Origin of the sequence: Chryseobacterium viscerum (assembly GCF_025949665.1) — a bacterium.
GTDB lineage: Bacteria > Bacteroidota > Bacteroidia > Flavobacteriales > Weeksellaceae > Chryseobacterium > Chryseobacterium viscerum_A.
This window is the reverse complement of record NZ_JAPDFT010000001.1, coordinates 1536784-1562857: the sequence shown is the minus strand read 5'-3', so window position 1 is coordinate 1562857 and position 26074 is coordinate 1536784. Positions and strand designations below refer to the sequence as shown.

Below are 26074 nucleotides of genomic sequence, written 5' to 3'. Positions count from 1 at the left end.
CACCCATCTTAAAAACAAAAATTATGACAAAAAAAGTAGGAATTCTTTTCGGTATGGAAGACACCTTTCCCTGGGCATTTATAGATAAAGTGAATGAACTGGGAGGTGGAGACATCATAGCTGAACCCGTTACCATCGACAAATTAGAACAGGGTGCAGATTATGGTTATGCGGTAATCATCGACAGAATTTCACAGGATGTTCCCTTTTACAGAGCTTACCTGAAAAATGCAGCACTTAATGGCACTTATGTAATCAACAATCCGTTTTGGTGGAGTGCTGATGAGAAATTTTTCAACAATGCCCTGATGTCTAAACTTGGAATTCCGCTTCCCAAGACAGTTCTGCTTCCGTCACATGAAAGACCGGACAATACTTCTGAAACTTCATTCAGAAACCTGAAGTTTCCGCACGACTGGGAATATATCTTTAATTATGTAGGGTTTCCGGCATACATGAAGCCTCACGACGGTGGTGGCTGGAAAAATGTGTACAGAGTAGAAAATCCGGATGATCTTTGGAACAAACTGGGAGAAACGGAACAGCTTGTAATGATGGTACAGGAAGAAATTATCTTTGATGATTATTACAGAGTTTACTGCCTGGGCAGAAAATATGTCCATATCATGCCTTATGAGCCCAGAAATGCCCCTCACCTGAGATACGCCACAACTCATCAGACACAAGGCGAAGAACTTGAAAAGCTACTAAAAACCATTCATGATTATACCATTACCATGAATGAAGCGTTGGGATATGATTTCAATACAGTAGAATTTGCTGTAAGAGACGGTATTCCTTATGCCATTGATTTCTGTAACCCGGCTCCGGATGCAGACCGAAATTCTGTAGGAGAAGAAAATTTTGCATGGATTATAGAGCACGCGGCAAAACTGGCTGTAGAAAAAGCTAAAGAATATGTTCCAGGGAAACCTAATATTACTTGGGGAACCTTTGTGAAAGATTCCATAAAATAACATTGAAAAGAAATAAAAAACACAAAACAAATGCATCAGTTTACTATTGGAATTGAAGAAGAATATCAGATCATTGATGTAGAAAGCAGAGATTTGGTTTCTCACGTTTCAAAAATCATCGAAGGGGGCAAAGCGGTTTTAAGTGAAAATTTAAAACACGAAATGCATGAATCTATGATTGAAATGGAAACAGGGATCTGCCAGAATATTCAGGAAGCCAGAGCAGAATTAACGAATTTAAGACGTCATCTCATCAATATTGCTCATGAGCAGGGACTTCGTGTTTCCGGAGGAGGTACTCACCCTTTTTCGCATTGGTCTGATAACAATATCACTCAAGGAGAAAGATACATTAAAATCGTAGATGACATGGGAGACGTAGCCCGGGAAAACCTTATTTTCGGACTGCACGTCCACATTGGAATTCCTAATCGTGAAGAAGGCGTAAGAATTCAGAATGTAATGCGTTACTTTCTTCCTCACGTGTATGCTCTTTCTACCAATTCGCCATTCTGGATCGGGAGATACACGGGATTTAAATCTTACAGACAGGAAATCTTCGTAAAATTCCCGAGAACCGGTATTCCGAGCTATTTTAATTCTCTGGCAGAATTCGACAGTTATGTAGATCTTCTTGTGAAAACAGGAACCATCGACAATGCCAAGAAAATCTGGTGGGATTTACGGGTACATCCATTCTACCCTACAATTGAATTCAGAATCTGTGATATGCCGCTGAGAATTGATGAAACGGTGTGTCTAGCTGCAATCATGCAGAGTCTCGTTGCTAAAATCTATAAACTTCACCAGCAAAATCTGAGCTTCAGAAGCTACAGAAGACTCCTTTTGAACGAAAATAAATGGCGTGCCTCTAAAAGCGGCATCGAAGCCCATCTGATCGATTTTGGAAAGGAAGAATCTGTTCCTTATCCTCATTTATTGAAAGAACTTTTAGAGTTTATTGATGATGTGGTAGACGATTTGGGATGCCGCCATGAAGTGGAATATGCCTGGAAAATTCTTGAAAACGGAACCGGCGCAGACAGGCAGCTTCAGATCTTTAAAGAAACAGGTGATCTCACGAAAGTCGTTGATTATATGATCTCTGAAACGGAGTATGGCATAACACATGGTGAACCTGCTTCATAATTTTTTTGGTAACTTTACAAAAAATATGATGTAATGAAAGATATTCGAATTGCTCTGCTGGACATGAACAACAATCATGTGAATCAAGGTTTTAGAAACATTAAAGAAATTTCTGAAGCATTTCAGCAGAACTCTGAAGAAAATGTTGTCATCAAGACATTTGATGTGAGGTTTAAAGATGAAATGCCGGAGATTGGAGACTTTGATATTTTCATTTCTTCAGGCGGTCCGGGAAACCCACATCGTGAAGGCTTTGCATGGGAAGACAGATTTGCCCATTTTCTAGATTCTGTTTTTGAGCATAATAAATATAATGAAGATAAAAAATACCTTTTCCTTATCTGCCACTCATTCCAGCTGGCAAGTATTCACTGGAACCTGGGTAATATCTGCAAAAGAAAATCTTACTCTTTCGGAGTAATGCCTGTTCATAAAACAGACGAAGGTAAAGAAGAGTTTTTATTCAAAAATCTTCAGGATCCTTTTTATGCGGTAGATTCCAGAGCTTACCAGTTTATCGAGCCGGATCATGAGCGTTTTGAAGAACTTGGAATGACCATCATGGCGATTGAAAAGTTCCGTCCTCATATCAATCTGGAAAGAGCGGTAATGGCAGTTCGTTTTTCGGAAGAGATATTCGGAACACAGTTTCACCCTGAAGCTAATCCTGAATCTCTGATCGAAAATCTGAAAGATGAAAAAAACAGAGAAGCCATGATTGAAAATTTCGGTATGGAGAAATATCTCGAAACTATCGACAGAATAGACGATGAAGATAAAATCATTCTGACCAGACATCAGATCCTTCCGAGATTCCTTCAGTTTGCAAAAAAAAACATTTTGAAAGAAGCTGAATCTTTGGTTTAAAAGGCTGGAAGAAGGATGCCGGAAGTTATTATCGGTTAAGGCTACTGAAAATCTTTTTTATTTTAGAATTAATACTATAGATTTTCAGACCTGAAACCGTCCCTCGCCCAGCTTCTCTCTTCCAGTTACCTATAACAATCGGGCAGAAATGTTCGATTTTTTTAACATCACAAAGAAAAAAAATATGATTCCAAAATACAGAAAACAGTATAATCAGGAGTTTTCGGATGAAAAATACAATCAATTAAAAAATATACTGGCAGAAAAAGGAGGTACAGCACCTACTTTCAGGGTTTCAGAAAGCCCTATTTTCCTGACTAAAGAATTTGAAAGCAAGCTTATTGATGCCAGCGAAAGTATTATCAGCCAGATTAAGGCAATGCCTGCAGAACTTCTTCAGAAAGCCGTTCCTGATAACTGCAGAGTTCCCAATGATACAGATCAGCCTCACTTTTTCACGATAGATTTTGGAGTCTGCAAAAGCGAAAACGGAGCAATAGAACCTCAGCTGATAGAACTTCAGGCGTTTCCCTCTTTATATGCTTTTCAGAAAGTGTATGAAGAAACTTTTTGTGAAGTTTACCCTTTTCTTTCGGAAATCAGAAATCCTATGCCTCATGAAACCTTTAAAAAATATTTGAAGGAACTGATTGTTGGTGATGAAAACCCTGAAAATGTAATCCTTCTTGAAATCTTTCCTGAAAAACAAAAAACGGCTATTGATTTTGCTTTAACAGAGAAGTTATTAGGAATAAAAACAGTATGCCTTACCAAAATTAAGAAAGAAGGTAAAAAACTGTATTATGAAAACAATGGAACTCTGGTAGAAATCAAGAGAATTTACAACCGTGTTATATTTGATGAACTGGACAATATTCCAGATCTTACCAGTGAGTTTGATTTCCGTGAAGAGGTGGATGTCAAATGGATCACCCATCCAAACTGGTTCTTTAAAATCTCAAAATTCCTTTTACCATTATTAAAACACCAGTTTGTTCCGAAGAGCTATTTCTTACATAATTTTCCGGAAAATGAAAACCTTGAAGACTTTGTATTGAAACCTTTATTTTCATTCGCAGGAAGTGGTGTTAATTTAAATCCTACGAAGGAAATTACAGATACCATTCCGGATAAAGAAAACTATATTCTGCAGAGAAAAGTGTACTATGAACCAATTTTTGAAGATATCAACGGAGAATTTTCAAAAGCAGAGATCCGTTTGTTGTATATTTGGCGGGAAAATGACGAACGCCCTATTCTATTGGAAAATCTTGGAAGAATGACTAAAGCCGCGATGGTAAATGTTGATTTCAATAAAAAAGATGCCATCTGGATCGGAAGTTCAAATGCTTTTTTTGGAGAAGGATAAATGAGGAAAATTGAATAAAACATAAACCACCCGTCAAAAATTCTTTGAATTTTTGCCACCCCTCCAGCGGAGGGGAATATGGCCATCCCCTATTGAATAGGTGGTTATTCAAGCGAACTATTATGGGTTGGGTAACCCACTTTAACCCTTAAAACATTGAACTTTAAACATTAACTCTTGAATTTAAAAACCATTGAAGATCAGCTATTTCAACCACTTGGATTAAGTTGTTCAAACATTGAAGAAGACTTAGAATGCAGGGAATATTCAGGTTTTAACTGTGTGGTCAATAGTTGGAACATCAAGTTCCGGATTTCTAAAATAACACCCACCAAAACAGGACAATTTGTAACCATCTGGAAAAGAAATAAAAAAGGAGAAACGGCTCCTTTTGATATCACTGACAATGTTGATTTTTATCTCGTTGCTTCTTTTAAAGATAATCTTTCAGGAATATTTATTTTCCCTAAACGTATTTTATTAGAAAAAGGAATTTTATCTGACGGTAAAAAGACAGGCAAACGGGGAATAAGAGTTTATCCAACCTGGGATAAAACAGAAAGTAAACAAGCTCAAAAAACACAGGACTGGCAAACTCAATACTTTTTGGAATTTTCTAAAGATCAAGATGAAGTACTTCAACAGGCTAGATTATTACTGAAGATTTAAATCATCAAAAATACCTTATTGAAACATAGCTCTACTGATATAGATTCATATCAAAAAATATTGGCTCACACTGATTTTGCAGATACCGCAGATGTTTATTATTAATCTGCTTAATCAGAAAAATCTGCGAGAGATTATAAAAAATCATTAGAAAACCCATAAAAAATGGCTATACTTTTCGGTACAGCCATTTTCTTTATTTTAAAACTCCTTTCTACAGGTTTTTATCATCTTCCAACAATTCTCTCGCCTGGTATTCCTGTACCAGATCAATGGCATTGGAAATAACATCACTTAATGCCGTGATAAACGTTCCTTCTTCCGCCATTCCCATAGCATGTTTCAAGGCTTCGATCTCTTTAGGAATAATCTCGTAACTCACATCTCTGCCTGCATTATTAATTCCATCAATGATCAATCCGTTGATTTCCTCTTCCGTTCTTCCACGAAGATGTTTTTCATTTCGGATGATAATATAATCAAACATTCTTCCCGCAATCTTTCCGCACTCTCTGATATCATTGTCTCTTCTGTCTCCAACACCGGATATAATTCCAATTTTCTTTGTTGACTCAACATTTTTAAGATAATCTTCAATAGCTTCATATCCTGAAGGATTATGAGCGAAGTCAATCAGCACTTTAAAGTTTTTGAATTTAAAGACATTTAATCTTCCCGGTGTAAGCTGAGCACTTGGAATAAATGTTCTCAAAGAATTGGAAATATCTTCAATTCCAAATCCATAAAGGTAACTTGCCAAACTGGCTGCCAATACATTTTCAATCATAAACCTGGCTTTTCCTTCCATTGTGATCGGGAAATCTTTGGCTTTTCCTATTCTGATTTTCCAGTCTCCCTTTTTAATGGTAACGAATCCTTCTTCATACACACAGGTAATCTTTCCTTCTTTCGCAAATTTTACAATATGCGGGTTGTTTTCATCCATACTGAAAATTGCCACATTAGAATCAAGATCATTCACAATCTTCATAGAATATTCATTATCGGCATTCAGTACACTCCAGCCACTCTTTTTGACGCTGTCCAGTACTACACGTTTTACTTTGGTAAGATCTCTCAAGTTGTGAACGTCATTCATTCCCAGATGATCTTCCTCAATATTGGTAAGAACTCCGATATCGCATTGTGAAAAACCGAGCCCGGAGCGTAAAATTCCTCCTCTGGCAGTTTCCAGTACTGCAAACTCTACCGTTGGATCTTTTAGGATAAATTCTGCTGAAAGCGGTCCGGTAGTATCTCCTTTTGACAACATCGTATTTTGAATATAAATTCCGTCCGAAGTCGTGAATCCCACTCTGTAACCGTTACTTTTTACAATATGAGAAATAAGTCTTGTTGTCGTTGTTTTTCCATTCGTACCCGTCACGGCAATAATTGGAATCGTAAAAGGTTTCCCTTGTGGATAAAGCATATCTACTACCGGTGCAGCTACATTTCTTGGCAGACCTTCACTTGGGGCCAGGTGCATTCTGAAGCCCGGAGCAGCATTTACTTCAATAATAGCTCCTCCGCTTTCTTTTAAAGGCTGAGTTAAGTTCTCTGCCATCACATCAATACCACAGACATCCAATCCGATAATTTTGGAGATTCTTTCTGCCATTGTGATATTTTCCGGATGTACCATATCCGTTACATCAATGGATGTTCCACCGGTTGAAAGGTTCGCTGTTGATTTCAGGTAGACCACTTCTCCTCTTTGAGGAATGGTTTCCAGAGTATATTGAAGCTTTTCAAGAAGTTCCAATGTATCTTTATCTACTTCAATCTCAGTAAGGACATTTTCATGGCCATACCCTCTCCTAGGATCTTTGTTTTCTTTCTCAATAAGCTGCTGAAGATTCAGTTCCCCGTCTCCTACAACATGTGCAGGAACTCTTCTTGCTGCTGCCACCATCTTATTATTAATCACCAGTATACGGAAATCGTAACCTGTGATATATTTTTCAACGATTACTTTTCTGGAATATTTTTGGGCATGTTCCAAACCTATTTTAGCGGATTCCCATTCATTGACATTAATTGAAGAACCTTTTCCGTGATTCCCATCCAAAGGTTTTAAAACAATCGGATACCCAATTTTTCTGATCACAGCATTTAATCCTTCTTCGTCTACCACCAAATCACCAATCGGCACGGGAATAGCAGCATCATGAAGCATTCTTTTCGTTAATTCTTTGTTACATGCAATATCAACGGCAATAGAACTTGTTTTTCCGGTAATGGTAGCCTGAAATCTTTGCTGATTTACTCCATATCCCAATTGTACAAGGGAATTTGTTCCCAACCTGATCCAAGGAATTCTTCTGGAAGCAGCTTCTTCTACAATACTTCCTGTAGATGGTCCAAGACGGACACGCTCTCTGATTTCTTTTAATCTATGAATACAGGCATTTAAATCATAATCCTTCCCTTCTATTAAGGCTTCTGCTATCTTCGTTGCTTCTTCAGCAGCGTAGATTCCCGCATTTTCTTCAATATAATTGAAAACTACATTATACACTCCCGGTGTTTTTGTTTCCCGGGTTCTTCCAAACCCCACATCCATTCCTGCCAGTGTCTGTATTTCCAAAGCGATATGCTCAATGACATGCCCCATCCAGGTTCCTGTTTCCACTCTATGAAAAAAACCACCTTCCACTCCTTCCGAGCATCGATGGGTAATCAACGAGGGTATTAATTTTTCAATCCTTTCCCTGAATCCTTCGATTTTATTGGTAGGATAATTCTCCATTTCTTCTAAGTCTAACCTCATCTGTATCAGCTTCTTTCTTCTGATGCTCCAGATGTTAGGACCTCTTAGTGCCTGAATCTTTTCGATTTTCATAGTCTATTGGCATTTTAACAGTTAACAATAACTCCTTTCATAGCCAAAGATAATGCAAAACCCAAAACGAAACCATAGCAGATTTAAAGATTTGTTAAAAAAAAATTAATTTTAATTAACATTCCTAAAACATTAAAAATCAATTAAAGATGGCATGAAATTCGCCAAAGAATGTTAATTATTTTTTAATTTTGTACCATGACGAAACCTGTTGGAAAATTAATAGTTATTGGAGGAGCTGTAAACAAAGGAAGTTTTGCTGAAACCGATTATGATCAGAATATTGAAAAGAATCTTAATTTTTTTGAACGTGGGATCTTACGAAAGATCATCAACGAGTCAAAACTCAAAGAGGATTCTGTTATTGAAATTGTAACAACCGCCTCACAGATCCCTCAGATTGTAGGTTCTGAATATAAAAAGGCTTTTGAATTTCTGGGTGCTAAAAATGTAAATGTTCTGGACATCCACAACCGTGAAGAAGCCAACTCTGATGCAATGGTGGCAAGAGCCAACGCTGCCGATGTCATGATGTTCACCGGAGGAGACCAGCTGAGACTGACTTCTATTCTTGGAGGAACAAGATTCCATGATACGATTCTATTAAAATATCAGGAACAGGATTTTATTTATTCCGGAACTTCTGCGGGAGCTGCCGCAGCATCTGAAAACATGATCTATCAGGGAAGCAGTTCTGAAGCACTTTTAAAAGGAGAAATCAAAACCACTCAGGGATTAGGTTTGATTGATAATGTCATTATTGATACACACTTTGTACAGCGTGGCAGAATTGGCCGCCTTTTCCAGGCGGTAGTCAACAATCCTAGAACACTGGGAATAGGACTTGGAGAAGATACGGGACTTTTCATCCATAATGATGTGATGACAGCTGTAGGTTCAGGCCTTGTGATTCTGGTAGACGGCAGGTTTATTAAAGATACCAATCTTACGAATATCAATCTTGGGGAACCTATCTCTATTGATAATTTAACGGTACATGTCATGTCTATGAATGATCATTATGATCTTACAACAAAGACATTAACGATTGAGAATTCTCAGTTTAATCCTATCCCACAAGACAAGTAGTACGGGATTTTGAAATCCCGGAACACGGAACTCGTGTCAACAATGTAGAGTGCGGGGTTTACAAATAATCAAGATCAGTTATTAAAAAAACAATAAAATCGAAACTACGGAACCCGAACTACGAAACTCGTATTAACTCGATATTTGAATAAAATTCTTATCTTTTCTTTTTTATTAATACCCGGGATTCGTATTATTAGACGTAATAAACACGGAACTCCGGAATACGAAATCTATATCTATTATGAAAATCATTATACACGGAGGTTTTTTCTCAGAAAGCGACCAAAGCCATGAAGTAAAAACTGCAAAGCAGAATTCTTTAAAAGAGATTGCCCAAAAAGCCTTTGATTATCTGAAGACCCATTCAGCTTTCGATACTGTTGCTTATGCCGTTTCACTATTAGAGGATGATCCGCTGTACAATGCGGGAATTGGTTCTCAGATCCAGAGCGATGGTGTGATCCGTATGAGTGCTGCTATTATGAACGGAGATACTCAGAAGCTAAGCGGAGTCATCAATATCCAGGATGTAAAGAACCCTATTTTTGTTGCTAAAGATCTTATGGGTGAAGATGACAGGGTTTTGGGAGGCCACGGTGCAAAAATCTATGCTACGGAGCATGGTTTTAAGAATTTTTCTACAGAGATTCCCCAAAGAAGAAATGAATATGAAGCCAAACTGGCCAACGGAGGTAAAGGAACGGTAGGCTGTGTAGCGATTGATCAAGAAGGAAAGCTGGCTGTTGCTACCTCTACAGGTGGAAAAGGTTTTGAGATTCCGGGAAGGATTTCAGATTCTGCCACAGTGGCCGGAAATTATGCCAATTCCTTCTGTGCTGTAAGCTGTACCGGTGTGGGGGAAGATATTGTGAGCAATGCTACTGCCACAAAAATCGTAACGAGAGTTACAGACGGGATGAGCCTTCAGGAGGCTTTTAGTAAGACATTTGATGAACTTAAAACCATCGATGGGTTCGCAGGAGCCATTGCTATTGATAAAAATGGAAACCTTTATCATCAGGATTCATATCCAACTATGGTTTTTGCCAGTTTTGATGGTGAAAAATTTGAAGTCTTCTCTTAAATTTAACATTTTTTTATAATTCGATTTATTTTTTTGGCACGTATTTTACATTATTAGTAATAACAAATTTTAATATTAATACATAAAAAAATAGAAATCATGGGAAACAAAGCAAAAGGTTTATTAGCATTATTAGGTTTAGGTGCATTGGCTTATTGGAAATATAAGAATTCAAGCCCTGAAGATCAACAGGCAGTAAAAGATAAAATCAATACAGCGAAAGATAATCTTAACAAATGGGGAAATGACCTTAAAACAAAAGCCAATGATGTTGCTTCCCAGGTTCAGAATAAAGTGGACGAAGCAAAAACAAAGGCTGAGGATTCTCTGAGCTAATTTAACAAGAGCAGTTTTTTTTAACATTCATATATAGGAAAAAGTCATCGTAATAGCACTACGATGACTTTTTAATTTTAATTTAAACCGTTCAGATATTGATCTGTTTCAATTAATTTTACTTTTTCTGTGCTGCTAATGCATACACAAGAGGCATCTTATTTCCAAACTGTGGAATTCTCCATTTTCCTTTTTCAAATTCATCTACATGTCTGAAACAAGCATATGGTGACCAGTCGAACTCACGGAAAGTATCCAGAATTAAATCTTTTTTAATGAGATTATCAAGAACTTCCGATAAAGAGTGATTCCACATGACATATTCCTGTACGATAGGTGCAGATTGATCTGCATACGTTCCTTCATAGGTCTCTACGATCGGTTTTTCATTAAAATAGTTGTAAGCCACTTTTGTAAAATCATCATCAAACATCCAGACAACCGGGTGAAACTCTGCCATAATAAACTGTCCGCCGGGTTTTAGGAAATGACTGATAACACCAGCCCATTTTTCAAGATCGGGAAGCCAGCCTATTGTACCATAACTTGTATAAACGACATCAAATTTCTGATCCAAAATATTAGGCAGATCGTAGACATCTGAACAGATAAACTGTGTATTCGTACCACATCTTTCCGCAAGATCTCTGGCAGCATCAATTGCTTTATCAGAAAGATCTATCCCGGTAACATTTGCACCCATTCTTGACAGTGAAATAGAATCCTGTCCGAAGTGACATTGCAGATGTAGAATACTTTTTCCTTTTACATCTCCCAGAAGCTCCAGTTCTATTGTATTGAGCGAAGTTCTTCCTTTTAAAAATTCATCTACAAAATAAAAATCCGACTTCAGGTGCGGTTCAACCTTTGCATTCCATGATTTTTTATTTATTTCTATGTAATTTTCCATTGTTTTAGTTTTAAAATAGTGTTAATTCTGCTTTTCATTAAAGCCTCTCTGCATATAGATCATAATTGATCCATGAGCTTTTTCTTCTGCTCAAGAAATTCTTCTTCACTTAAAACTCCGGTCTCTTTTAATCTTCCCAATTGTTCGAGCTGATCCAAAACACTTGGTTCTGGTATATTCTGAAAAGAAACTTCAGGACGGGACATAAAATCTCTTACCTTTTCACAAAACAGCTCAGCATGGTACTTTCCTACTCCATCTATCTCTACGATATCATCAGTAACCTGAATATCTATGGAAGCCAGCAATACTGCTGTTTCATATTGTATTGAACTTATTTTGCTGTAAGAAAAATCTTCTACTTTCAATCCGTATATGAATTCCTTATCTACAAAGATCAATCTTCTGTCTGTAGCTACTAGAACAATATGATGATTGTTTATTTTATTTCTGCCTTCAACGAGATAGACAATCTTTTCATCTGTTGAAAGAATATCCGGCAGCTCATAAATTTCTTTTCTGGCAAATATGGTAGGACTGATATCCAGTCTTTTAAGTTCTTCTCTTATTTCGTCAAGTCTTGATTTTTCACTCATGGTAACAGTTTATGAGCCTAAATTACTATTTCTCGGGAAAAGAATAATTTAATTTGGCTAAAATATTAAGTTTCAGATGGAATTACAATAGAACTGTGAAGGCAATACGTCTTCCAGCCTAGCGTTTCATACAGCAGCTTTCCTTCTTCTGTTGCTACTAAAAGATTATTTGAAAATCCTTTTGCTAAAGCTATCTTTTCAAGTTCTCTCAATAAAAAAGAAGCAAGCCCTTTCCTTTGATGATTTTTTTCGGTAATAATCCGATCATATACAGCCACACCATTGATAAGCGAGACACGGCCTATAGAAGCCTGCTCTCCATTCTCAGCTACAATGCTGACAACAAAAGTTGTGTTATACTCAGAAAATTCTAAGTGATACCCTTCTGCAAGACTGATTTCAGGGAAATTCATCGGGTGGAAACAGGTCATCATATATCCTTGTGACTGCAGCTTCCATCTTTCAGGGATCTTCCCCATAAATTCATCAGGAGAAGTAGATACTTTGAGATAAATCCAGGGCTCATCAATTGAATCTGCAAGTTCAAAAAAGTCATTATTAAGTTGAGGAAATACAAAACGTTCTTTTTGTGTTTCATCTCCTACTATCACATTGAATCCGGATTTATACTGAACAGGAAAAGGTACTTCTCTTGACAGACACCATCCTTTAAGCCAATTTTCTACTATTTCTGCTGATACTTTATCCTTCATTATTCGATGTTAAAAGTTTTATTTTAATTGCTCCAGCAGTTTCTTTTTTTGTTCTGCAAATTCTGCATCAGTTAAGATTCCGTTTTCTCTCAGTTTTCCTAATTTCTCAAGCTGATTAAAAACTTCTTCTGGTGACACTGAAGCACTTTTACTTGCTATATTAATTTCTTTCGGAGATTGTTCCTTTGGAGTATTATAAATGACCTTTATAGTGTCATAAAACTTCTCTGCATCTTCTTTATCCATATAGCATTCAAATTCAACTACTCTTTCCTCCAAATGCAGTTTAATAACCGGAGATCTCGGGTCTGTTATAAAACTTACCGATTGTATGGTCTCATTACGATAATCATTAATTTTTGCTGCACCAAACATTCCTTTGGATACAGAAAGCATCCTTTTGGGAGTTGCCACCAATACTCCGGCATCCAATGTATTGACAAACTGAGCATCTGTAATGGCAATTATTTGTTCATCTTCTGAAATCAGGTAAGGAAGTTCTTTGATCTCTCCTTTGGTAAACATAGAAAGATTGGCGTTCAGTTTTTCCAGTTCAAATTTTATTTTGCGCTGTCTCCGTTTATAAACTTCTTTTGAAATTTGGGTTGAATCAGAATCTATCGCTACAGGAAAATTTTGCTCTACCACTGCTACTGGCAGAACTGGTTCCTTTGTCTCTGTTTTCAGCATTTCATTAATATCATCAATACTGAATTTATTGAGATTGTACAGCAATTCTTCATTGATATTGCTCGTTTGATTCAGACATTTATTGCATAAGACATTGCCATCTGAAAGCTTATTAGCTCCCAGAAGCGTATCCATAGAGGTTAATTCTGTTTTACACAATGCACAGTTATTACTCATTTCTTCTTTTTATAATTTATCAAGCAGTTTTTTCTTTTGTTCAGCAAATTCAGTCTCTGTCAGCACTCCAATTTCTCTAAGTTTACCCAGTTTTTCCAACTGTTCAAAAATAGCTCCGGAATCTCCTTTACCGGTAGAATAAACGTTTTCCTGAACCAGATCAGGAATTGTTTGGGAAAATGCCTGCAATGGACTAGAACCCCTTCTCACATTTTCAGAATAGTCTGTACTTTTATTTTTAACATTGGAGAATGCCCGCCCATCATTTTTATTATGAAGTTTAAACTGTGCATCACCTCTATTGGTATTGATTTTCAGAATTGAATACAAAAGGTTTCCAATATGATCAATAGAAGAAATGTCCTGAAGAGGAAATTCATTCTTTACAACCCCTCCCAAAAATTTTTTGTCAATAAAGGCTACCCTTTTCTGGGTTGAAAATATAATTCCTTCTCTGTTGCTTTGAAGATCAATTCCTTCTGCAATAGCCAGCAATTTTTCGTCCTTGTCCAGAACATTAGCCAATTCATTCACCTCTTCATTGGCAAGAACGCTCAGTCTTGCATTCAGCGCAACAATCTGATCTTTTATTTCATCCAGTCTTGTTGGTGCATCATATTCGTAATGATTGTTTGCTGTATATTGGGGACCTCCGGTATTCTGGCTTGCATCAATTTTACTTTTCAGAATCATTCCTGTAATTTCTGCAAAATAAAACTGATCAAGATTATGAATAAGATCTCTGTTGATAGTAATGGCTTTGGTAAAGCATCCTGCACACAAATAACCACCGTCGGCAAGTTTATTTTTACCTACAGACATATCTGTTGCCGTTAGCGGTGTTCCGCACAATGCGCAAATAGTGTTCATCTGGTTTTTATGTTTAAAAGTTTTTTAATGAATTCAGAGTATAATTTTCACTCTGTTTGTATACATTGATCCAAATTACAAATTCTGAACCGATTTTAAAGATCAAAAATATTTAAATCTTAACACGAATCAAAAAAAATCAACCACAAAAAGTTTTTGTGGTTGATTTTTCTATTTATATATCCCCAATAAAATGATATTCTATTGGGCAATTTTTTCAATACTATTATCCTAAGAATTCTTCAAGAGAAACGGTTTTCTTTTCACCAGCTTCAAGATCTTTATAAGTAACGGTGTTATTTTTAATTTCTTCTTCACCCAGGAAAACCATATTTTTTATCCCTTTCTTTTCTGCGTAAGTAAACTGCTTATTGATTTTTGCATTTTCAGGATATAATTCTGCTGAAATTCCCTTTGCTCGTAGCTGCATAATCAATTTCAAAGCTTCTACTGTTCCTTCACCCCCAGAATTAGCAAACAAATATTCGATCTTGGATGATGCTTCTTCAGGGAAAAGGTTCAATTCTTCCATTACCAGATAAATTCTGTCTAATCCGAATGAAATCCCTATTCCCGGAATATTTTTAACTCCAAAAACTTCTGTAAGATTATCATATCTTCCACCACCACCAATGGATCCCATAGCAACCTCATCTGCCTTCACTTCAAAGATAGCACCTGTATAATAATCCAGTCCTCTTGCCAGTGTAATATTGAATACAAGATTTTGCATATCAACACCAAGGCTCAGAGACTGTGTAAGAACATATTCAAGTTCTTCTACTCCTTTCAGACCGATTTCGTTACCTGCAAATTTCTCTTTCAGTTGAAGAAGATTTTCCAGTGCATCGTCTGACTGGCTGAAAAGAAAATCCAACTTGTCAATAGATTCCTGAGAAATACCTCTTTCCAGTAATTCTTTTACAACACCTTCTTTACCAATCTTATCCAGTTTATCCAATGCTACCGTGAAGTCAATCAGCTTATCTGTGATTCCTGCATATTCTGCCAATCCTGAAAGAATTTTTCTGTTGTTCATATGAATGGTTACAGGAACTTTCAGATCAGCAAATGATTTTAAATACAACTGAACCAGCTCTACTTCCTGTAATAAGCTTTCGCTTCCTACCACATCTGCATCACATTGATAAAACTCTCTGTATCTTCCTTTTTGAGGCTTGTCTGCTCTCCAAACCGGCTGAATTTGAGAACGTTTGTATGGGAATGTCAATTTCCCATGATTCATAGCCACGAATCTTGCAAAAGGTACGGTAAGGTCATAACGAAGAGCTTTATCCGTTATATATTCTGAACTAAATGGTTTATCCAGCGCTCTTTGAAAATCATGAAGCATTTGAACTTTTTTCTCTTCTCTTGCTTCATTAATGCTTGAATTTAAAATTTTAAAGATCAAACGGTCTCCTTCTTCCCCGTATTTCCCTGTCAATGTAGAAAGATTTTCAAAACTTGGAGTTTCCAATGGCTGAAACCCGAATAATTCAAAATTATTCTGTAAAATATTGATGATATATTTTCTTCTGGAAACTTCCTGTGCCGTAAAATCTCTCGTCCCTTTTGCTAAACTTGGCTTCATTTTTTGTATGTCATTTTGATAAATGCAAAAGTACGGAATTGCATGGACTTTACACAGCATAAAAAGCTGAAGAAACAATCTTCCCCAGCTTTTTTGCTGTTGTGTTATCAATTATTCTGAAAAATCAGACGCTTTCTAGAATCTCAAGGATCTCTTCACCATAATTTTCAATCTTATGCTTTCCAAATCCTTTGATTTCCAGCAATTCTTCTTTCCTGGCAGGTTTATACTTGGCTACAGACATCAGTTCTTTGTTACTAGCGATGAAATAAGTAGGAAGATTTTGTTCCCGGGCTTTTTCTGACCGCCAAAACTTCAGCGCATCCAGTATCTTTTCTTCATCTGTATTCAGGAAATCATTCTCTGCAGAATATTTAACTGCTTTTGGTTCTTTAACTGTATTTTTTGTCAGTTTTAAATTTTCAAAATACAATATTACAGACCAATACCGTTCTTCACTTACGAAAGCTGTTTCTACTTTCATAATCTCATTGGCTTCCAGGAAATCATCCAGCATTCTTTGATCTTTGTAGAGAAATTCTTCCGGAAGTCTAATTTTAAAAACTTTTACTTTCATCATTTGTGTTTTTAGAATTATTTCCCTCCTAATAATAGGATCTCATCTACACGAATTTCTGTGATATAACGCTTCACCCCATCTTTATCATCATATGATCTATAGGTAAGCTTCCCTTCTATGGCAATTTCTTTTCCTTTGGAAACATATTTCTCGAAAATTTCAGCTGTTTTCCCAAAAGCGATAAGATTGTGCCATTGTGTTTCTTCTACTTTTTCTCCTTTGGCATTGGTGTAATGATCACTTGTTGCTAAGGACACACTCGCTTTTACATTTCCATTATCGAAGTTTACCATTTCAACTTCTTTTCCTGTGTAACCAATTAATGTTACTTTGTTTCTTAGTGACATAACTTTTAGATTTTAAAGATTAATAAATTCAGATAAGAGACGTTCACTGTTTTTCTCAAATCTCTGTTGCAAAGATTGCGATGTTCCGATATCACAGTCGGTTATAAACTATTTAAATCCGTTTGTAGTCGTTTGAAAACGGATAATAAAATAAATAGAATTCTGTTTAAAACAATATTTACTAAGCTTAAAAAATAATAATCACATTTTTTAAAGTAAAAATTCAATAATAAAAAACCATGTGCTAAAATATTTTTCTATTAAAAAAAACATTGAAAAACAGATGCATTAACAAGGATTTTTTTCTATTTAATTTAATTTTTTTTTGCAAATTTGTAAAAATGTCTGATATGCAAAAAGAAAAACTACGCACAGTAAGAAAGAGAAAAGGTTACACTCAGCAGCAAATGGCTGATGTAATCCCCACTGACGTTTCCAACTATAGCAGAAAAGAAAGTGGTGCTGTAGCTATAACACAGACAGAATGGTCCAAACTTGCCAAATTTTTAGAGGTTCCTGTAGAAGAAATCTACGAAGAAGAGGAAGCTAAGATTATTATTGAAAACCCTGTTTTTAATGACAGCCCTGGTTCAAATGTTGGAAATAGTGGTTTTTCAGCCCATAATATGGGATATATCACAAATGAATTAAGCATAGAAATCATTAAAACGATGCAGGAATATATTGGCCTATTGAAAGAGGAAATCGAAAGACTAAAAAAATAGAAAGCATCAACTAAAAATACTGAAACCAGAATAGAAAAAATTCTATTCTGGCTTTCTTTTTTCAAGGGAGATACGATATCAAAATAAATAAAAAAGTACTCAACAAAACTATTGAGTACCTTCATTTAATCATCTAAGCTTAGAATTGAAATTTATGGTTTTTCACATTCTACAATACTTTTAACCTCTGTCCCAATTTGAACTACTCTATTGAATTTCAATCCCGATTTGTCCAGAAGGTTTTTAAATTCGTTCAATGTTCTTTCTCTCCCGGTAAGACATGCCATCATTACGATATCAAACAACTTTGAAATATGGGGTTCATTTCTGCTGTTGTCAGGAATAACGGCATCTACAATCAATAATTTGGCTCCTTTGGGCATTGCATTGTAGCAGACTTTTAGAATCTGTATACATTCATCATCATTCCAATCATGGATGATCCATTTCATTGTATACAAGTCTGCACCTGAGGGAACTTTTTCAAAAAAACTTCCTGTAGCAACGGTACAACGGTCTTTTAAATTTTCAGGTATGAGCTGAAGTGTTTTTTCAGTAACATGAGCTTCATCAAAGATAATCCCGGAACTTTCGGGTGATGCATTTAACATTGCATACATCATGGCTCCATTGCCTCCACCTATATCTACAATGGTTTTATAGGGGGCAAAATCATAGTTTTCTACAATACCATTCAGAACCATTCCGGACAAGCCAGTCATTCCTCTTCCGAAATTTGCCCCCAGTTCCGGATGCTCCTTGTAATATTCCCAGATATTCATCCCATGAACATGTTCAAAAGGAACTTTACCTTTCTGGACGGCATAGATAAGATCTGCAAAACCGGGAAAATGTTCTCCCACATTGGCTATAATGAAATCTTTTACTGTTCCGGGAACACTTGTTTGCAAAGCTGCTCCGAAATCGTTCAGTGCAAAAGTTTTATTCTCCAGTTCCTCAAAAATCCCTTCACTGCTCAGGGCTCTCATAATCCGGTACAGTTCTTTTTCATTGGAGTGAGTTTCTGCCGCCAATGCAGAGATTGTTTTGGGACCATATGCCAGCTGATCTGCAATATTAAGTTCTGCAGCTGTTTTTACACAGCCTACAAGCCACATCCGGCTTAGTACCTCAAACATTTTCAAAGTAAATTCCGGCTTAACAGGTTGTTTTTTCATAGTAATAGTTTTTGATTGATTTTTAAATAACAATAAGAAATCCTTATTATCAAATTTATAAAAAAACACAATAGTGTGAAATAAAAACTCAAAACACCTAAATGAAAACAAGTTAGTTATGGACAAAAAATACAACTTTACAAGTGACTTATCATTTTAAAACATTGGCAAATACAGCTTTTTTCAAAAGAAATTGCGTTAACTAAAATAGTATATCAAATGTTCTTAAAAACTCATTTATGAAATAATTTCTATCCTTTCCAAAATTTCAAATGAATGATCAGCCTGTCATAAAGCTATCCATTTACAAACGGATAATTCCGTATCTTTGTCAAAATTCATCTATGAAAAGGAATATCAATATTTTTGAGTTTCCTCTCAATTTGGGACTTACAAAAAAGGAACATGAGACAGAACCCGGAGTTCGGAAACTTCCGGACTGGCTCAGGAAATTTGATTTTCATCGTAGAATTGCTCCTAAAAATGTTTTCAGGCTTGATGCTCCGGAATATTCCATGGATTTTGATGAAGAATCAAACGTCAGAAATGCAGAACCGATTATCGAATATGCCAAAAAGCAGTCTGATTGCATTCTCAAAAATTACGAAAAGAATACATTCAATATTGTCCTGGGCGGTGACTGCAGCATCCTGATTGGAAATGCGGTCGCTTTGAAAAAACTGGGAAACTTCGGACTCTTTTATCTTGACGGGCACACAGATTTTATCCCGCCAGAGCTTTCAGAAACTGGAGGTGCAGCCGGAATGGATCTCGCCATCATTACCGGAATCGGACATGAGAAACTAACCAATATTGATGGTTTAAAACCTTATTTATCTGAAGAAAATATTTTCTGCTGTGGCAATGCAGAAACAGATGATAAAGAATATGTTAATCAAATCATCAATTCTAAAATCCATTATTATGATCTTTACCGTCTCAGAGAGAATGACTTCAGAAAAACTGCTGAAGACTTTCTGAAAATGGTGAATGATAAAGACCTGGACGGTTTTTTTATTCATTTTGATGTGGATATTCTGAAAGATGAAATAATGCCAGCCGTAGACAGCAGAATGGAAGACGGAATAAGCTATGATGATCTCAGAGAAATACTGGAACCTTTATTTGAAAGTCCTCTGTGTTTTGGGATAGAGATTACTATTTTAGATCCTGATTATGATAAAGACGGAGTACATACCCGGCCATTTGTAGAAAATTTAATTCAAATTATAAAAAAATAAAGAAGACTAAATGAAGAAGACCATAAAAAGAACATTCAGAGTTTCCAAATATGTGATTTATAAAGAAACGCTTGTTGATTACAAAGAGCATTTCTGGTCATTTTTGGGTGCATTTTTCGGAATTGGAATCATTGCATTTATCCAGTCACATTCATTAATGGAAACTGAGAATATATTCCTGATTGGCTCTTTTGGGGCTTCAAGTGTTCTTATTTATGGAGCAATACAGAGTCCGCTGGCACAACCCAGAAATCTTATAGGCGGACATGTCCTGTCTGCATTGGTAGGGGTTACGGTTTATCAGTTTGTTCCGGATATTATCTGGCTTTCGGCTCCTTTAGCGGTAGCCTTTTCTATTGTATTGATGCAGTACACCAAAACCCTGCATCCACCGGGTGGTGCTACAGCCCTGATTGCGGTAAGTTCTACCGGGAAAATTCCGGAATTGGGATATTGGTATGTGATCTCCCCCGTTCTTTCGGGATGTATCATTCTGCTGCTTGTAGCTTTATTTTTTAATAATATTACTCCTAACAGAAGCTATCCTACCCACAGCAGATTCATGAAACTGTTAAGAAAAAGACATGCACACCCCCACAAAATAAAAAAATAAGAAGATGAATTGTCTGGAATGTGGCGAAAAAATAATCGGGAGGTCTGATAAAAAGTTTTGCAACGATGCCTGCCGTAACGCCTATAACAATAAGCAAAATAAGGATTCTAACAACCTGATGCGGAATGTAAACAACAAACTCCGTAAAAATTACCGCATCCTGATGGAAATCAATACTGACGGTAAAACAAAAGTAGCCAGATCCAGGCTGGATGGCTTAGGTTTTGATTTTGATTATTTCACCAACCTGAAAGTCTATAAAAACGGTTCTGAATACAAGTTTATTTATGATTATGGCTATAAACTTCTGGAAGATGATTTTGTACTGATTGTAAAGAACCAGGCATAACCCACACACCTTAAATAAAGTATTATGAAAGAAGTTGTTCTGATCACCGGAGCCAGTGGTATGATCGCCAAAGAACTGGTCAAAAAGATAGACAAGGAATATGAAATCAGATTTCTGACCCGGAAAAAAAAATATGATAATGAATATGAATGGGATATCAGAAAAGGAAATATTGATGAAGCTGCTTTGGAAAATGTCTCTCACATTATTCATCTTGCCGGTGCCAATATTTCAGAAAAACGCTGGACCCCGGAAAGAAAAAGAGAACTGATCTCGAGCCGGGTGGATTCGGCGGAATTACTTCAAACTGCTTTAAGAAAAAATAAAATAAAACTTAAGTCTTTTATTTCAGCTTCTGGAATTAATTTTTATGGTACTGAAACTTCGGAAAAACTCTATACTGAAAGTGATTCTCCGGGCAATGATTTTCTAAGTGAAGTTGTGGTTTTATGGGAAAGAGCAGCTGATGATTTCAAAGACAAGAATCTGGCAGAAAGAGTTGTCAAAATACGGACTGCTGTTGTGCTTTCTGAAAAAGACGGAGCTTTAAAGAAAATGATTCCACCTATTCAATATTATATAGGATCCCCGCTAGGAAGCGGTAAGCAATATATGCCATGGATTCATCTTGAAGATATTTGTTCTATTTATGAGTTTGCTTTAAAAAATTCAACAATGGAAGGAGCCTACAATGCTGTTTCTCCGCAACATACTACGAATAAAGATCTTACAAAAAAGATTGCAAAAGTACTTGGAAAACCTTTATTCATGCCCAATGTTCCGGGATTTGTCCTGAAACTCATCTTCGGAGAACTGGCTACGGCAATATTGGAAGGTTCAAGAGCCTCTTCACAGAAAATTCAGGATGCCGGGTTTCATTTTAAGTTTCCGGACCTGGATGAGGCTTTAAAGAATCTATTACAAAAGCATTAGCAGAATGGAGGAAGAACATTTAATTCTAAAAAATATTTCCAGGCATATTTCACTTACCAATAAGGAGCAGTCTTATTTTCTGTCTCTATTAAAAGAAAAAAAAGTTGCTAAGAAAGAATTAATTTTGCAGCAGCAACAGGCATGTAAAGAAATTAATTTTGTTCATACTGGAATTTTGAGAGCTTTTCATATAGATACCACAGGAAAGGAAGCTACGATCATGTTTGCTGTTCCTGATTGGTGGATCACCGATATGTACTGCTTTATCAATCAAAAACCTGCCATGCTGAATATAGAAGCATTAGAAGAAAGCTGTATTTTGCAGCTTCAGAAAGATCATTTGGATGACCTTTATCACAAAGTTCCGAAATTTGAACGTTTTTTCCGGATTATGATGCAGAATGCTTATATAAGAGAACAGCTCCGAACAATTGAAAACCTTTCTTTACCTGCAGAAGAACGCTATTATAACTTTCTTCAGAAATATCCTGAAGCGGTAAAACGTATCAGGCAAAAACAAATTGCTTCTTATTTAGGGATTACTCCTGAATTTTTAAGCCTTATAAAATCTAAACAAAAAAACAGTTTCTCTTAAGCTATATTATTTTTTTTATTCTGAAAGTTCTGTTACTTTACTCAAAAAAAAAATTATGTTTATACTTATTGCAGGTCCTTACCGCAGCGGAACGAATGATGATCCACAGCTTATCCAGCAGAATCTTCACAATCTTGAAGCCGTTGCTCTTCCCATCTTTAGAAAAGGACACATTCCAATTATCGGGGAATGGGTTGCGCTGCCATTGATCCATCTTGCGGGCTCTACGCAAATAGGTGATGAAGCATGGCAGGAAATACAATATCCCGTAGCTCATGCCCTACTTGAAAAATGTGATGCAGTGCTGCGTATAGAAGGAGCTTCAAAAGGAGCTGATGAGGATGTAAGAATAGCCAAAGAAAGAGGTCTGACCATTTATTATAACATAGAAGATATTCCTTATGCAAAATCCTGATATCAAAATCCTTCAGACAGAAGTCCTTTCAAACAACTGGTATACACTGAACAAAGTCACCTATTCTGTTTTGAAAAAGGATGGAACCACAGAAACTCAGAGCAGAGAGGCTTACGACCGCGGAAACGGAGCTGTTATTCTCCTTTACAACACACTTTCAAACACGGTTATTCTGACCAGACAATTCCGGCTCCCAACTTATATCAATGGGAATTCTACAGGAATGCTCATTGAAGCCTGTGCCGGACTTTTGGATAATGATAATCCTGAAGATTGTATAAAAAGGGAAACAGAAGAGGAAACCGGATATAAAATTTCCAGAGTTGAAAAAGTATTTGAAGCTTATATGTCCCCCGGATCTGTTACAGAAATCCTTCATTTTTTTATTGCAGAATATTCAAATGAAATGAAGATCACGGACGGCGGCGGATTGGAAGAGGAAGGTGAAAATATAGAAGTTCTTGAATTATCTTTTGAGGAAAGCCTGGCCATGATTGATACCGGGGAAATCAAAGACGCCAAAACGATTATGCTTTTGCAGCACTTGCGGATGAAAGGGATCATGTAGAATCAGGATATAAAAGCTGATTGATCCATAATAAATGATGACTAAAATGTATATTTAAAAGATCAGAGAAGTTTTGGAAAATTAAGTTTCAATCCACTAGAGTTTATCTGTTAATCAATAAATGATGAAGTTGTCAGGAACAAAAATCATTAAAGTAATCGCTTTATTTTCCGTTTTAATTTTCAGTATTCTCATGCTGAAAACGATTTCTCAGTATACTTCTTTTGATAAAAACATTGGGTTTCTGGCCTTTAAACAGCAGGTAGTCGGCAATCCGTATTGGATGGCCTTTTTCTATATTCATATTTTTTCTATAACGCTTTGTCTTCTGACTGGTCTTACGCAGTTTTCAACTCGGTTTTTAGCTGAAAACAGAGACCTCCATAAGATCATTGGGAAAATATATGTTTACAATATTCTGATCATCAATGTTCCGGCATGTTTTGTACTGGGACTTTTTTCAAATGGAGGCCTTATCGGGATTACAGGATTTCTGATACAGGATGTTCTCTGGGCCTATTTCACCATTGTGTCTGTACTTTCTATTAAAAAAGGAAATATTATCAGGCATAGAAATTATATGATTTTAAGCTATGCGGTGACTACAACAGCCATTACATTCAGAATCGTTAAGAATCTGCTGTATAATGAAACACAGCATGATTATGAACTTTTTTATGGACTGAATGTCTGGGCTGCCCTTTTGATCAACCTGACTATTGCTTATGTAATTCTCAAAAAAGATCGTTTGTTAACGGGAAAAATCCAGACTAGAAAGGAAAATATAGATACCGACAAATGATACCAGAAAAAAAGATCCGATAAATATTAAGGTGTTAAAAAGAACTTCATACTTATTATTTCGGGTCCATTTATTGAAAAAACGCATTATAAGATAAGCGATTCCTCCAAAAACGGCGATAATAAAAAGAAGAAAAAAATAATAGATCATGATTTCGTGTTAATTCGTGTAAATCTATTATTTTAAATCTAAAAAAACAATCAATAACAGTAACAACAGGCTTACAAATACCCTTAATTTTGTTCAGAATTAATGCTTAAAAGTAAATTATGAAAATAAAGAACCTTGACCATCTTGTCTTAACTGTGGCAGATATTGATAAAACTATTGAATTCTACACCCATGTGATGGGATTTGAAGCAGTCATTTTTGGAGATAACAGAAAAGCACTGATCTTCGGAAATCAAAAGATCAATCTGCATCAGAAAGGACATGAGTTTGAGCCTAAAGCAGAATATCCTACCAGTGGTTCTGCAGACCTTTGTTTTATAGCACAAACAGACATTCATGATGTAATGGAAGAGCTCAGACAGAAAAAGGTAGAAATCATTGAAGGGATTGTAGACAGAACCGGAGCTGTAGGAAAAATCAAATCGGTTTACTTCCGCGATCCTGATCAGAATCTTATTGAAGTAAGCAACTATTACTAGGTAAAAAATACACTACGTTTTGGTTTTCTTTACCCGTTTTTTAGTGTTTTATTCTCCTAGTTTTGCAAAAAATAAAATGCAGGTACAAAATCTTTATAAAATATTGGAAATCTATTGAGAAAATCTATTTAATTCTTTAGATTTTGAATTTAAAGCCTTAATTTTGCACCGAAATTCAGAAAAATTCGGATTCTTTCAGAACTTATGTGCATGAAAAAAATGATGATTGGGCTTGCACTGGCCTTATCCATTACTATATGGGGGCAAAAAGCTCCAGCAAAAACAAACAATCTGACACCTTATAGTTATCAGACTTTCAATTGTGACAATAAAGGGTATTTTGATTCGGCTAAATATAAAAAAGAAGAAATAGACGGAGTCAATAAGCTTTTGTATCAGTTCAATGGGGTTGTATTTGATACCCGCCCTGTTTTTAAACTTTCCCAGCTTGAAGAAATCCGTCAAAACAGAGAAGCTTACTTACAGGATCTTGAAAAGCAATATGAGGAAAAGAAAAAGGAATTGTACAGTATTAAAGTTATTGATCTTCCCAGATGGAAAAAATTAATGGAAAATACCATTGATTCTTTTGAAAATGAATACCAGCTGAATAAAGAAGAGATTCTAGCTTATTCTGATCCTTCCACCCTTAAAAACAGCAAATATTACAATACCTGCAGAGAACAGATTGACGCTATATCCTCTCCGGACAGAGAAAAGATGTTTGCTGCATGGAAAAACTACACTGAACTTAAGAGTAAAAATAATGCTGATCCGAAAAGTGTAATGGCAAGATTTGATGCCAAAATGAATGATCCGCAAAAAGAAGATTATGCACTGATAGACCTTATTGGTCTTGGCTTTCACAACTGTGCCAACAGCAGCTTCAGACAGAAACGTGAAGATGAGGTAACTTCTTACAAAGATTTTGATAAGATCTTTACAAAGCTGAAAAGAACCTGTGATGAGCCGTAGGATCATTAAAAGATTGAAAGATTTAATTATTAAAAAATATAACTGCAGTACTCAGATTGGGTACTGTTTTTTTGTGAAATTATTATAGGAAACGGTTAAGGAACAGTTAAAGGAGGGTTAATGGCTAGTTATTTCTTTGTAAAAGTGCTCATTACCTCTATTTTC

At 36.1% G+C, this 26074-nt stretch carries 29 protein-coding genes; 19 read left to right on the top strand and 10 right to left on the bottom strand.

The features are described from left to right. Positions 1 to 23: 23 nt before the first annotated feature. The 5 genes from OL225_RS07070 to OL225_RS07050 all read left to right on the top strand — a co-directional run bounded on the left by OL225_RS07070 (position 24) and on the right by OL225_RS07050 (position 5031). A complete protein-coding gene (locus OL225_RS07070) occupies positions 24 to 977 on the top strand; it encodes an ATP-grasp domain-containing protein (protein ID WP_264517775.1) in 954 nt (317 codons plus the stop codon). A gap of 30 nt (positions 978 to 1007) precedes the next feature. After that, positions 1008 to 2126, top strand: a complete 1119-nt coding sequence (locus OL225_RS07065) for a carboxylate-amine ligase (RefSeq protein ID WP_047374342.1) — start codon at positions 1008 to 1010, stop codon at positions 2124 to 2126. Positions 2127 to 2159: 33 nt separating this feature from the next. Next, entirely contained in the window at positions 2160 to 2993 is an 834-nt protein-coding gene (locus OL225_RS07060) for a type 1 glutamine amidotransferase (protein WP_264517774.1), read from the top strand. A 184-nt stretch (positions 2994 to 3177) separates the two neighbouring features. After that, positions 3178 to 4362 (top strand): hypothetical protein, encoded by a 1185-nt coding sequence (locus OL225_RS07055; protein ID WP_264517773.1) that lies wholly within the window; start codon positions 3178 to 3180, stop codon positions 4360 to 4362. Positions 4363 to 4539: 177 nt separating this feature from the next. Next, positions 4540 to 5031 (top strand): MepB family protein, encoded by a 492-nt coding sequence (locus OL225_RS07050; RefSeq protein ID WP_264517772.1) that lies wholly within the window; start codon positions 4540 to 4542, stop codon positions 5029 to 5031. Positions 5032 to 5245: 214 nt separating this feature from the next. Here the strand turns inward: OL225_RS07050 and cphA are convergent, their stop codons facing one another. Beyond that, positions 5246 to 7876, bottom strand: coding sequence for a cyanophycin synthetase (gene cphA, locus OL225_RS07045; protein ID WP_047374336.1), 2631 nt, complete (start codon positions 7874 to 7876; stop codon positions 5246 to 5248). Positions 7877 to 8074: 198 nt separating this feature from the next. On the opposite strand from cphA, the gene OL225_RS07040 reads away from it, so the two are divergent. The 3 genes from OL225_RS07040 (at position 8075) to OL225_RS07030 (ending at position 10388) form a co-directional block, all read left to right on the top strand. Further along, on the top strand, positions 8075 to 8965 hold the full coding sequence (locus tag OL225_RS07040; RefSeq protein ID WP_047374335.1) for a cyanophycinase: 891 nt from the start codon (positions 8075 to 8077) through the stop codon (positions 8963 to 8965). Between the two features lie 244 nt (positions 8966 to 9209). Then, entirely contained in the window at positions 9210 to 10052 is an 843-nt protein-coding gene (locus OL225_RS07035) for an isoaspartyl peptidase/L-asparaginase (protein WP_264517771.1), read from the top strand. A 99-nt stretch (positions 10053 to 10151) separates the two neighbouring features. Beyond that, entirely contained in the window at positions 10152 to 10388 is a 237-nt protein-coding gene (locus tag OL225_RS07030) for a YtxH domain-containing protein (RefSeq protein ID WP_047374332.1), read from the top strand. 118 nt (positions 10389 to 10506) lie between these two features. Here the strand turns inward: OL225_RS07030 and OL225_RS07025 are convergent, their stop codons facing one another. From OL225_RS07025 to OL225_RS06990, 8 genes are all read right to left on the bottom strand, one after another. After that, positions 10507 to 11298: a class I SAM-dependent methyltransferase gene (locus OL225_RS07025; RefSeq protein ID WP_264517770.1), complete on the bottom strand. Its 792-nt coding sequence runs from the start codon at positions 11296 to 11298 to the stop codon at positions 10507 to 10509. Between the two features lie 59 nt (positions 11299 to 11357). Continuing rightward, positions 11358 to 11894, bottom strand: coding sequence for a PH domain-containing protein (locus OL225_RS07020; protein WP_264517769.1), 537 nt, complete (start codon positions 11892 to 11894; stop codon positions 11358 to 11360). A 65-nt stretch (positions 11895 to 11959) separates the two neighbouring features. Further along, positions 11960 to 12607: a GNAT family N-acetyltransferase gene (locus OL225_RS07015; protein WP_264517768.1), complete on the bottom strand. Its 648-nt coding sequence runs from the start codon at positions 12605 to 12607 to the stop codon at positions 11960 to 11962. A gap of 18 nt (positions 12608 to 12625) precedes the next feature. Next, entirely contained in the window at positions 12626 to 13474 is an 849-nt protein-coding gene (locus tag OL225_RS07010) for a PH domain-containing protein (protein ID WP_264517767.1), read from the bottom strand. A 9-nt stretch (positions 13475 to 13483) separates the two neighbouring features. After that, positions 13484 to 14344, bottom strand: a complete 861-nt coding sequence (locus OL225_RS07005; RefSeq protein ID WP_264517766.1) for a PH domain-containing protein — start codon at positions 14342 to 14344, stop codon at positions 13484 to 13486. Positions 14345 to 14570: 226 nt separating this feature from the next. Continuing rightward, positions 14571 to 15938, bottom strand: coding sequence for a histidine--tRNA ligase (gene hisS, locus OL225_RS07000; RefSeq protein ID WP_264517765.1), 1368 nt, complete (start codon positions 15936 to 15938; stop codon positions 14571 to 14573). 124 nt (positions 15939 to 16062) lie between these two features. After that, positions 16063 to 16518, bottom strand: a complete 456-nt coding sequence (locus OL225_RS06995) for an HRDC domain-containing protein (RefSeq protein WP_264517764.1) — start codon at positions 16516 to 16518, stop codon at positions 16063 to 16065. Between the two features lie 14 nt (positions 16519 to 16532). Next, positions 16533 to 16865, bottom strand: coding sequence for a single-stranded DNA-binding protein (locus tag OL225_RS06990; protein WP_047374319.1), 333 nt, complete (start codon positions 16863 to 16865; stop codon positions 16533 to 16535). A gap of 350 nt (positions 16866 to 17215) precedes the next feature. Between OL225_RS06990 and OL225_RS06985 the strand changes: the two genes are divergently transcribed. After that, positions 17216 to 17590: a helix-turn-helix domain-containing protein gene (locus tag OL225_RS06985; protein ID WP_047375682.1), complete on the top strand. Its 375-nt coding sequence runs from the start codon at positions 17216 to 17218 to the stop codon at positions 17588 to 17590. A gap of 152 nt (positions 17591 to 17742) precedes the next feature. Here OL225_RS06985 and OL225_RS06980 read toward each other — a convergent pair whose 3' ends face one another. Then, a complete protein-coding gene (locus OL225_RS06980; protein WP_264517763.1) occupies positions 17743 to 18768 on the bottom strand; it encodes a methyltransferase in 1026 nt (341 codons plus the stop codon). Between the two features lie 344 nt (positions 18769 to 19112). Between OL225_RS06980 and OL225_RS06975 the strand changes: the two genes are divergently transcribed. From OL225_RS06975 to OL225_RS06930, 10 genes are all read left to right on the top strand, one after another. Then, positions 19113 to 20009 carry an arginase family protein gene (locus tag OL225_RS06975; protein ID WP_264517762.1) on the top strand — a complete coding sequence of 299 codons (897 nt, stop codon included), beginning with the start codon at positions 19113 to 19115 and terminating at the stop codon, positions 20007 to 20009. A gap of 10 nt (positions 20010 to 20019) precedes the next feature. Next, entirely contained in the window at positions 20020 to 20622 is a 603-nt protein-coding gene (locus OL225_RS06970) for an HPP family protein (protein ID WP_264517761.1), read from the top strand. Positions 20623 to 20626: 4 nt separating this feature from the next. Then, on the top strand, positions 20627 to 20971 hold the full coding sequence (locus OL225_RS06965; RefSeq protein ID WP_047374313.1) for a hypothetical protein: 345 nt from the start codon (positions 20627 to 20629) through the stop codon (positions 20969 to 20971). A 24-nt stretch (positions 20972 to 20995) separates the two neighbouring features. Further along, positions 20996 to 21904 (top strand): TIGR01777 family oxidoreductase, encoded by a 909-nt coding sequence (locus OL225_RS06960; protein WP_264517760.1) that lies wholly within the window; start codon positions 20996 to 20998, stop codon positions 21902 to 21904. Positions 21905 to 21908: 4 nt separating this feature from the next. Continuing rightward, positions 21909 to 22499, top strand: a complete 591-nt coding sequence (locus tag OL225_RS06955; RefSeq protein WP_264517759.1) for a Crp/Fnr family transcriptional regulator — start codon at positions 21909 to 21911, stop codon at positions 22497 to 22499. Positions 22500 to 22554: 55 nt separating this feature from the next. After that, positions 22555 to 22914 (top strand): NUDIX hydrolase, encoded by a 360-nt coding sequence (locus OL225_RS06950; protein WP_047385333.1) that lies wholly within the window; start codon positions 22555 to 22557, stop codon positions 22912 to 22914. Continuing rightward, the gene (gene nudK, locus OL225_RS06945; protein WP_264517758.1) at positions 22901 to 23482 is read left to right on the top strand and encodes a GDP-mannose pyrophosphatase NudK; all 582 of its coding nucleotides are present in this window, start codon (positions 22901 to 22903) and stop codon (positions 23480 to 23482) included. Before OL225_RS06950 ends, nudK begins: the two co-directional genes overlap by 14 nt. Positions 23483 to 23603: 121 nt before the next feature. Continuing rightward, positions 23604 to 24284: a DUF2306 domain-containing protein gene (locus OL225_RS06940; RefSeq protein WP_264517757.1), complete on the top strand. Its 681-nt coding sequence runs from the start codon at positions 23604 to 23606 to the stop codon at positions 24282 to 24284. Between the two features lie 269 nt (positions 24285 to 24553). Next, positions 24554 to 24934, top strand: coding sequence for a VOC family protein (locus tag OL225_RS06935; RefSeq protein WP_264517756.1), 381 nt, complete (start codon positions 24554 to 24556; stop codon positions 24932 to 24934). A gap of 210 nt (positions 24935 to 25144) precedes the next feature. Beyond that, a complete protein-coding gene (locus tag OL225_RS06930; RefSeq protein WP_264517755.1) occupies positions 25145 to 25909 on the top strand; it encodes a hypothetical protein in 765 nt (254 codons plus the stop codon). Positions 25910 to 26074 lie beyond the last annotated feature (165 nt).

Bases quoted from the DNA above. Each gene is read 5' to 3' on its own strand.
- OL225_RS07070 (WP_264517775.1), top strand. From the start codon at position 24: ATGACAAAAAAAGTAGGAATTCTTTTCGGTATGGAAGACACCTTTCCC.
- OL225_RS07065 (WP_047374342.1), top strand. From the start codon at position 1,008: ATGCATCAGTTTACTATTGGAATTGAAGAAGAATATCAGATCATTGAT.
- OL225_RS07060 (WP_264517774.1), top strand. From the start codon at position 2,160: ATGAAAGATATTCGAATTGCTCTGCTGGACATGAACAACAATCATGTG.
- OL225_RS07055 (WP_264517773.1), top strand. From the start codon at position 3,178: ATGATTCCAAAATACAGAAAACAGTATAATCAGGAGTTTTCGGATGAA.
- cphA (WP_047374336.1), bottom strand. From the start codon at position 7,876: ATGAAAATCGAAAAGATTCAGGCACTAAGAGGTCCTAACATCTGGAGC.
- OL225_RS07040 (WP_047374335.1), top strand. From the start codon at position 8,075: ATGACGAAACCTGTTGGAAAATTAATAGTTATTGGAGGAGCTGTAAAC.
- OL225_RS07035 (WP_264517771.1), top strand. From the start codon at position 9,210: ATGAAAATCATTATACACGGAGGTTTTTTCTCAGAAAGCGACCAAAGC.
- OL225_RS07030 (WP_047374332.1), top strand. From the start codon at position 10,152: ATGGGAAACAAAGCAAAAGGTTTATTAGCATTATTAGGTTTAGGTGCA.
- OL225_RS07025 (WP_264517770.1), bottom strand. From the start codon at position 11,298: ATGGAAAATTACATAGAAATAAATAAAAAATCATGGAATGCAAAGGTT.
- OL225_RS07020 (WP_264517769.1), bottom strand. From the start codon at position 11,894: ATGAGTGAAAAATCAAGACTTGACGAAATAAGAGAAGAACTTAAAAGA.
- OL225_RS07015 (WP_264517768.1), bottom strand. From the start codon at position 12,607: ATGAAGGATAAAGTATCAGCAGAAATAGTAGAAAATTGGCTTAAAGGA.
- OL225_RS07010 (WP_264517767.1), bottom strand. From the start codon at position 13,474: ATGAGTAATAACTGTGCATTGTGTAAAACAGAATTAACCTCTATGGAT.
- OL225_RS07005 (WP_264517766.1), bottom strand. From the start codon at position 14,344: ATGAACACTATTTGCGCATTGTGCGGAACACCGCTAACGGCAACAGAT.
- hisS (WP_264517765.1), bottom strand. From the start codon at position 15,938: ATGAAGCCAAGTTTAGCAAAAGGGACGAGAGATTTTACGGCACAGGAA.
- OL225_RS06995 (WP_264517764.1), bottom strand. From the start codon at position 16,518: ATGATGAAAGTAAAAGTTTTTAAAATTAGACTTCCGGAAGAATTTCTC.
- OL225_RS06990 (WP_047374319.1), bottom strand. From the start codon at position 16,865: ATGTCACTAAGAAACAAAGTAACATTAATTGGTTACACAGGAAAAGAA.
- OL225_RS06985 (WP_047375682.1), top strand. From the start codon at position 17,216: ATGCAAAAAGAAAAACTACGCACAGTAAGAAAGAGAAAAGGTTACACT.
- OL225_RS06980 (WP_264517763.1), bottom strand. From the start codon at position 18,768: ATGAAAAAACAACCTGTTAAGCCGGAATTTACTTTGAAAATGTTTGAG.
- OL225_RS06975 (WP_264517762.1), top strand. From the start codon at position 19,113: ATGAAAAGGAATATCAATATTTTTGAGTTTCCTCTCAATTTGGGACTT.
- OL225_RS06970 (WP_264517761.1), top strand. From the start codon at position 20,020: ATGAAGAAGACCATAAAAAGAACATTCAGAGTTTCCAAATATGTGATT.
- OL225_RS06965 (WP_047374313.1), top strand. From the start codon at position 20,627: ATGAATTGTCTGGAATGTGGCGAAAAAATAATCGGGAGGTCTGATAAA.
- OL225_RS06960 (WP_264517760.1), top strand. From the start codon at position 20,996: ATGAAAGAAGTTGTTCTGATCACCGGAGCCAGTGGTATGATCGCCAAA.
- OL225_RS06955 (WP_264517759.1), top strand. From the start codon at position 21,909: ATGGAGGAAGAACATTTAATTCTAAAAAATATTTCCAGGCATATTTCA.
- OL225_RS06950 (WP_047385333.1), top strand. From the start codon at position 22,555: ATGTTTATACTTATTGCAGGTCCTTACCGCAGCGGAACGAATGATGAT.
- nudK (WP_264517758.1), top strand. From the start codon at position 22,901: ATGCAAAATCCTGATATCAAAATCCTTCAGACAGAAGTCCTTTCAAAC.
- OL225_RS06940 (WP_264517757.1), top strand. From the start codon at position 23,604: ATGATGAAGTTGTCAGGAACAAAAATCATTAAAGTAATCGCTTTATTT.
- OL225_RS06935 (WP_264517756.1), top strand. From the start codon at position 24,554: ATGAAAATAAAGAACCTTGACCATCTTGTCTTAACTGTGGCAGATATT.
- OL225_RS06930 (WP_264517755.1), top strand. From the start codon at position 25,145: ATGAAAAAAATGATGATTGGGCTTGCACTGGCCTTATCCATTACTATA.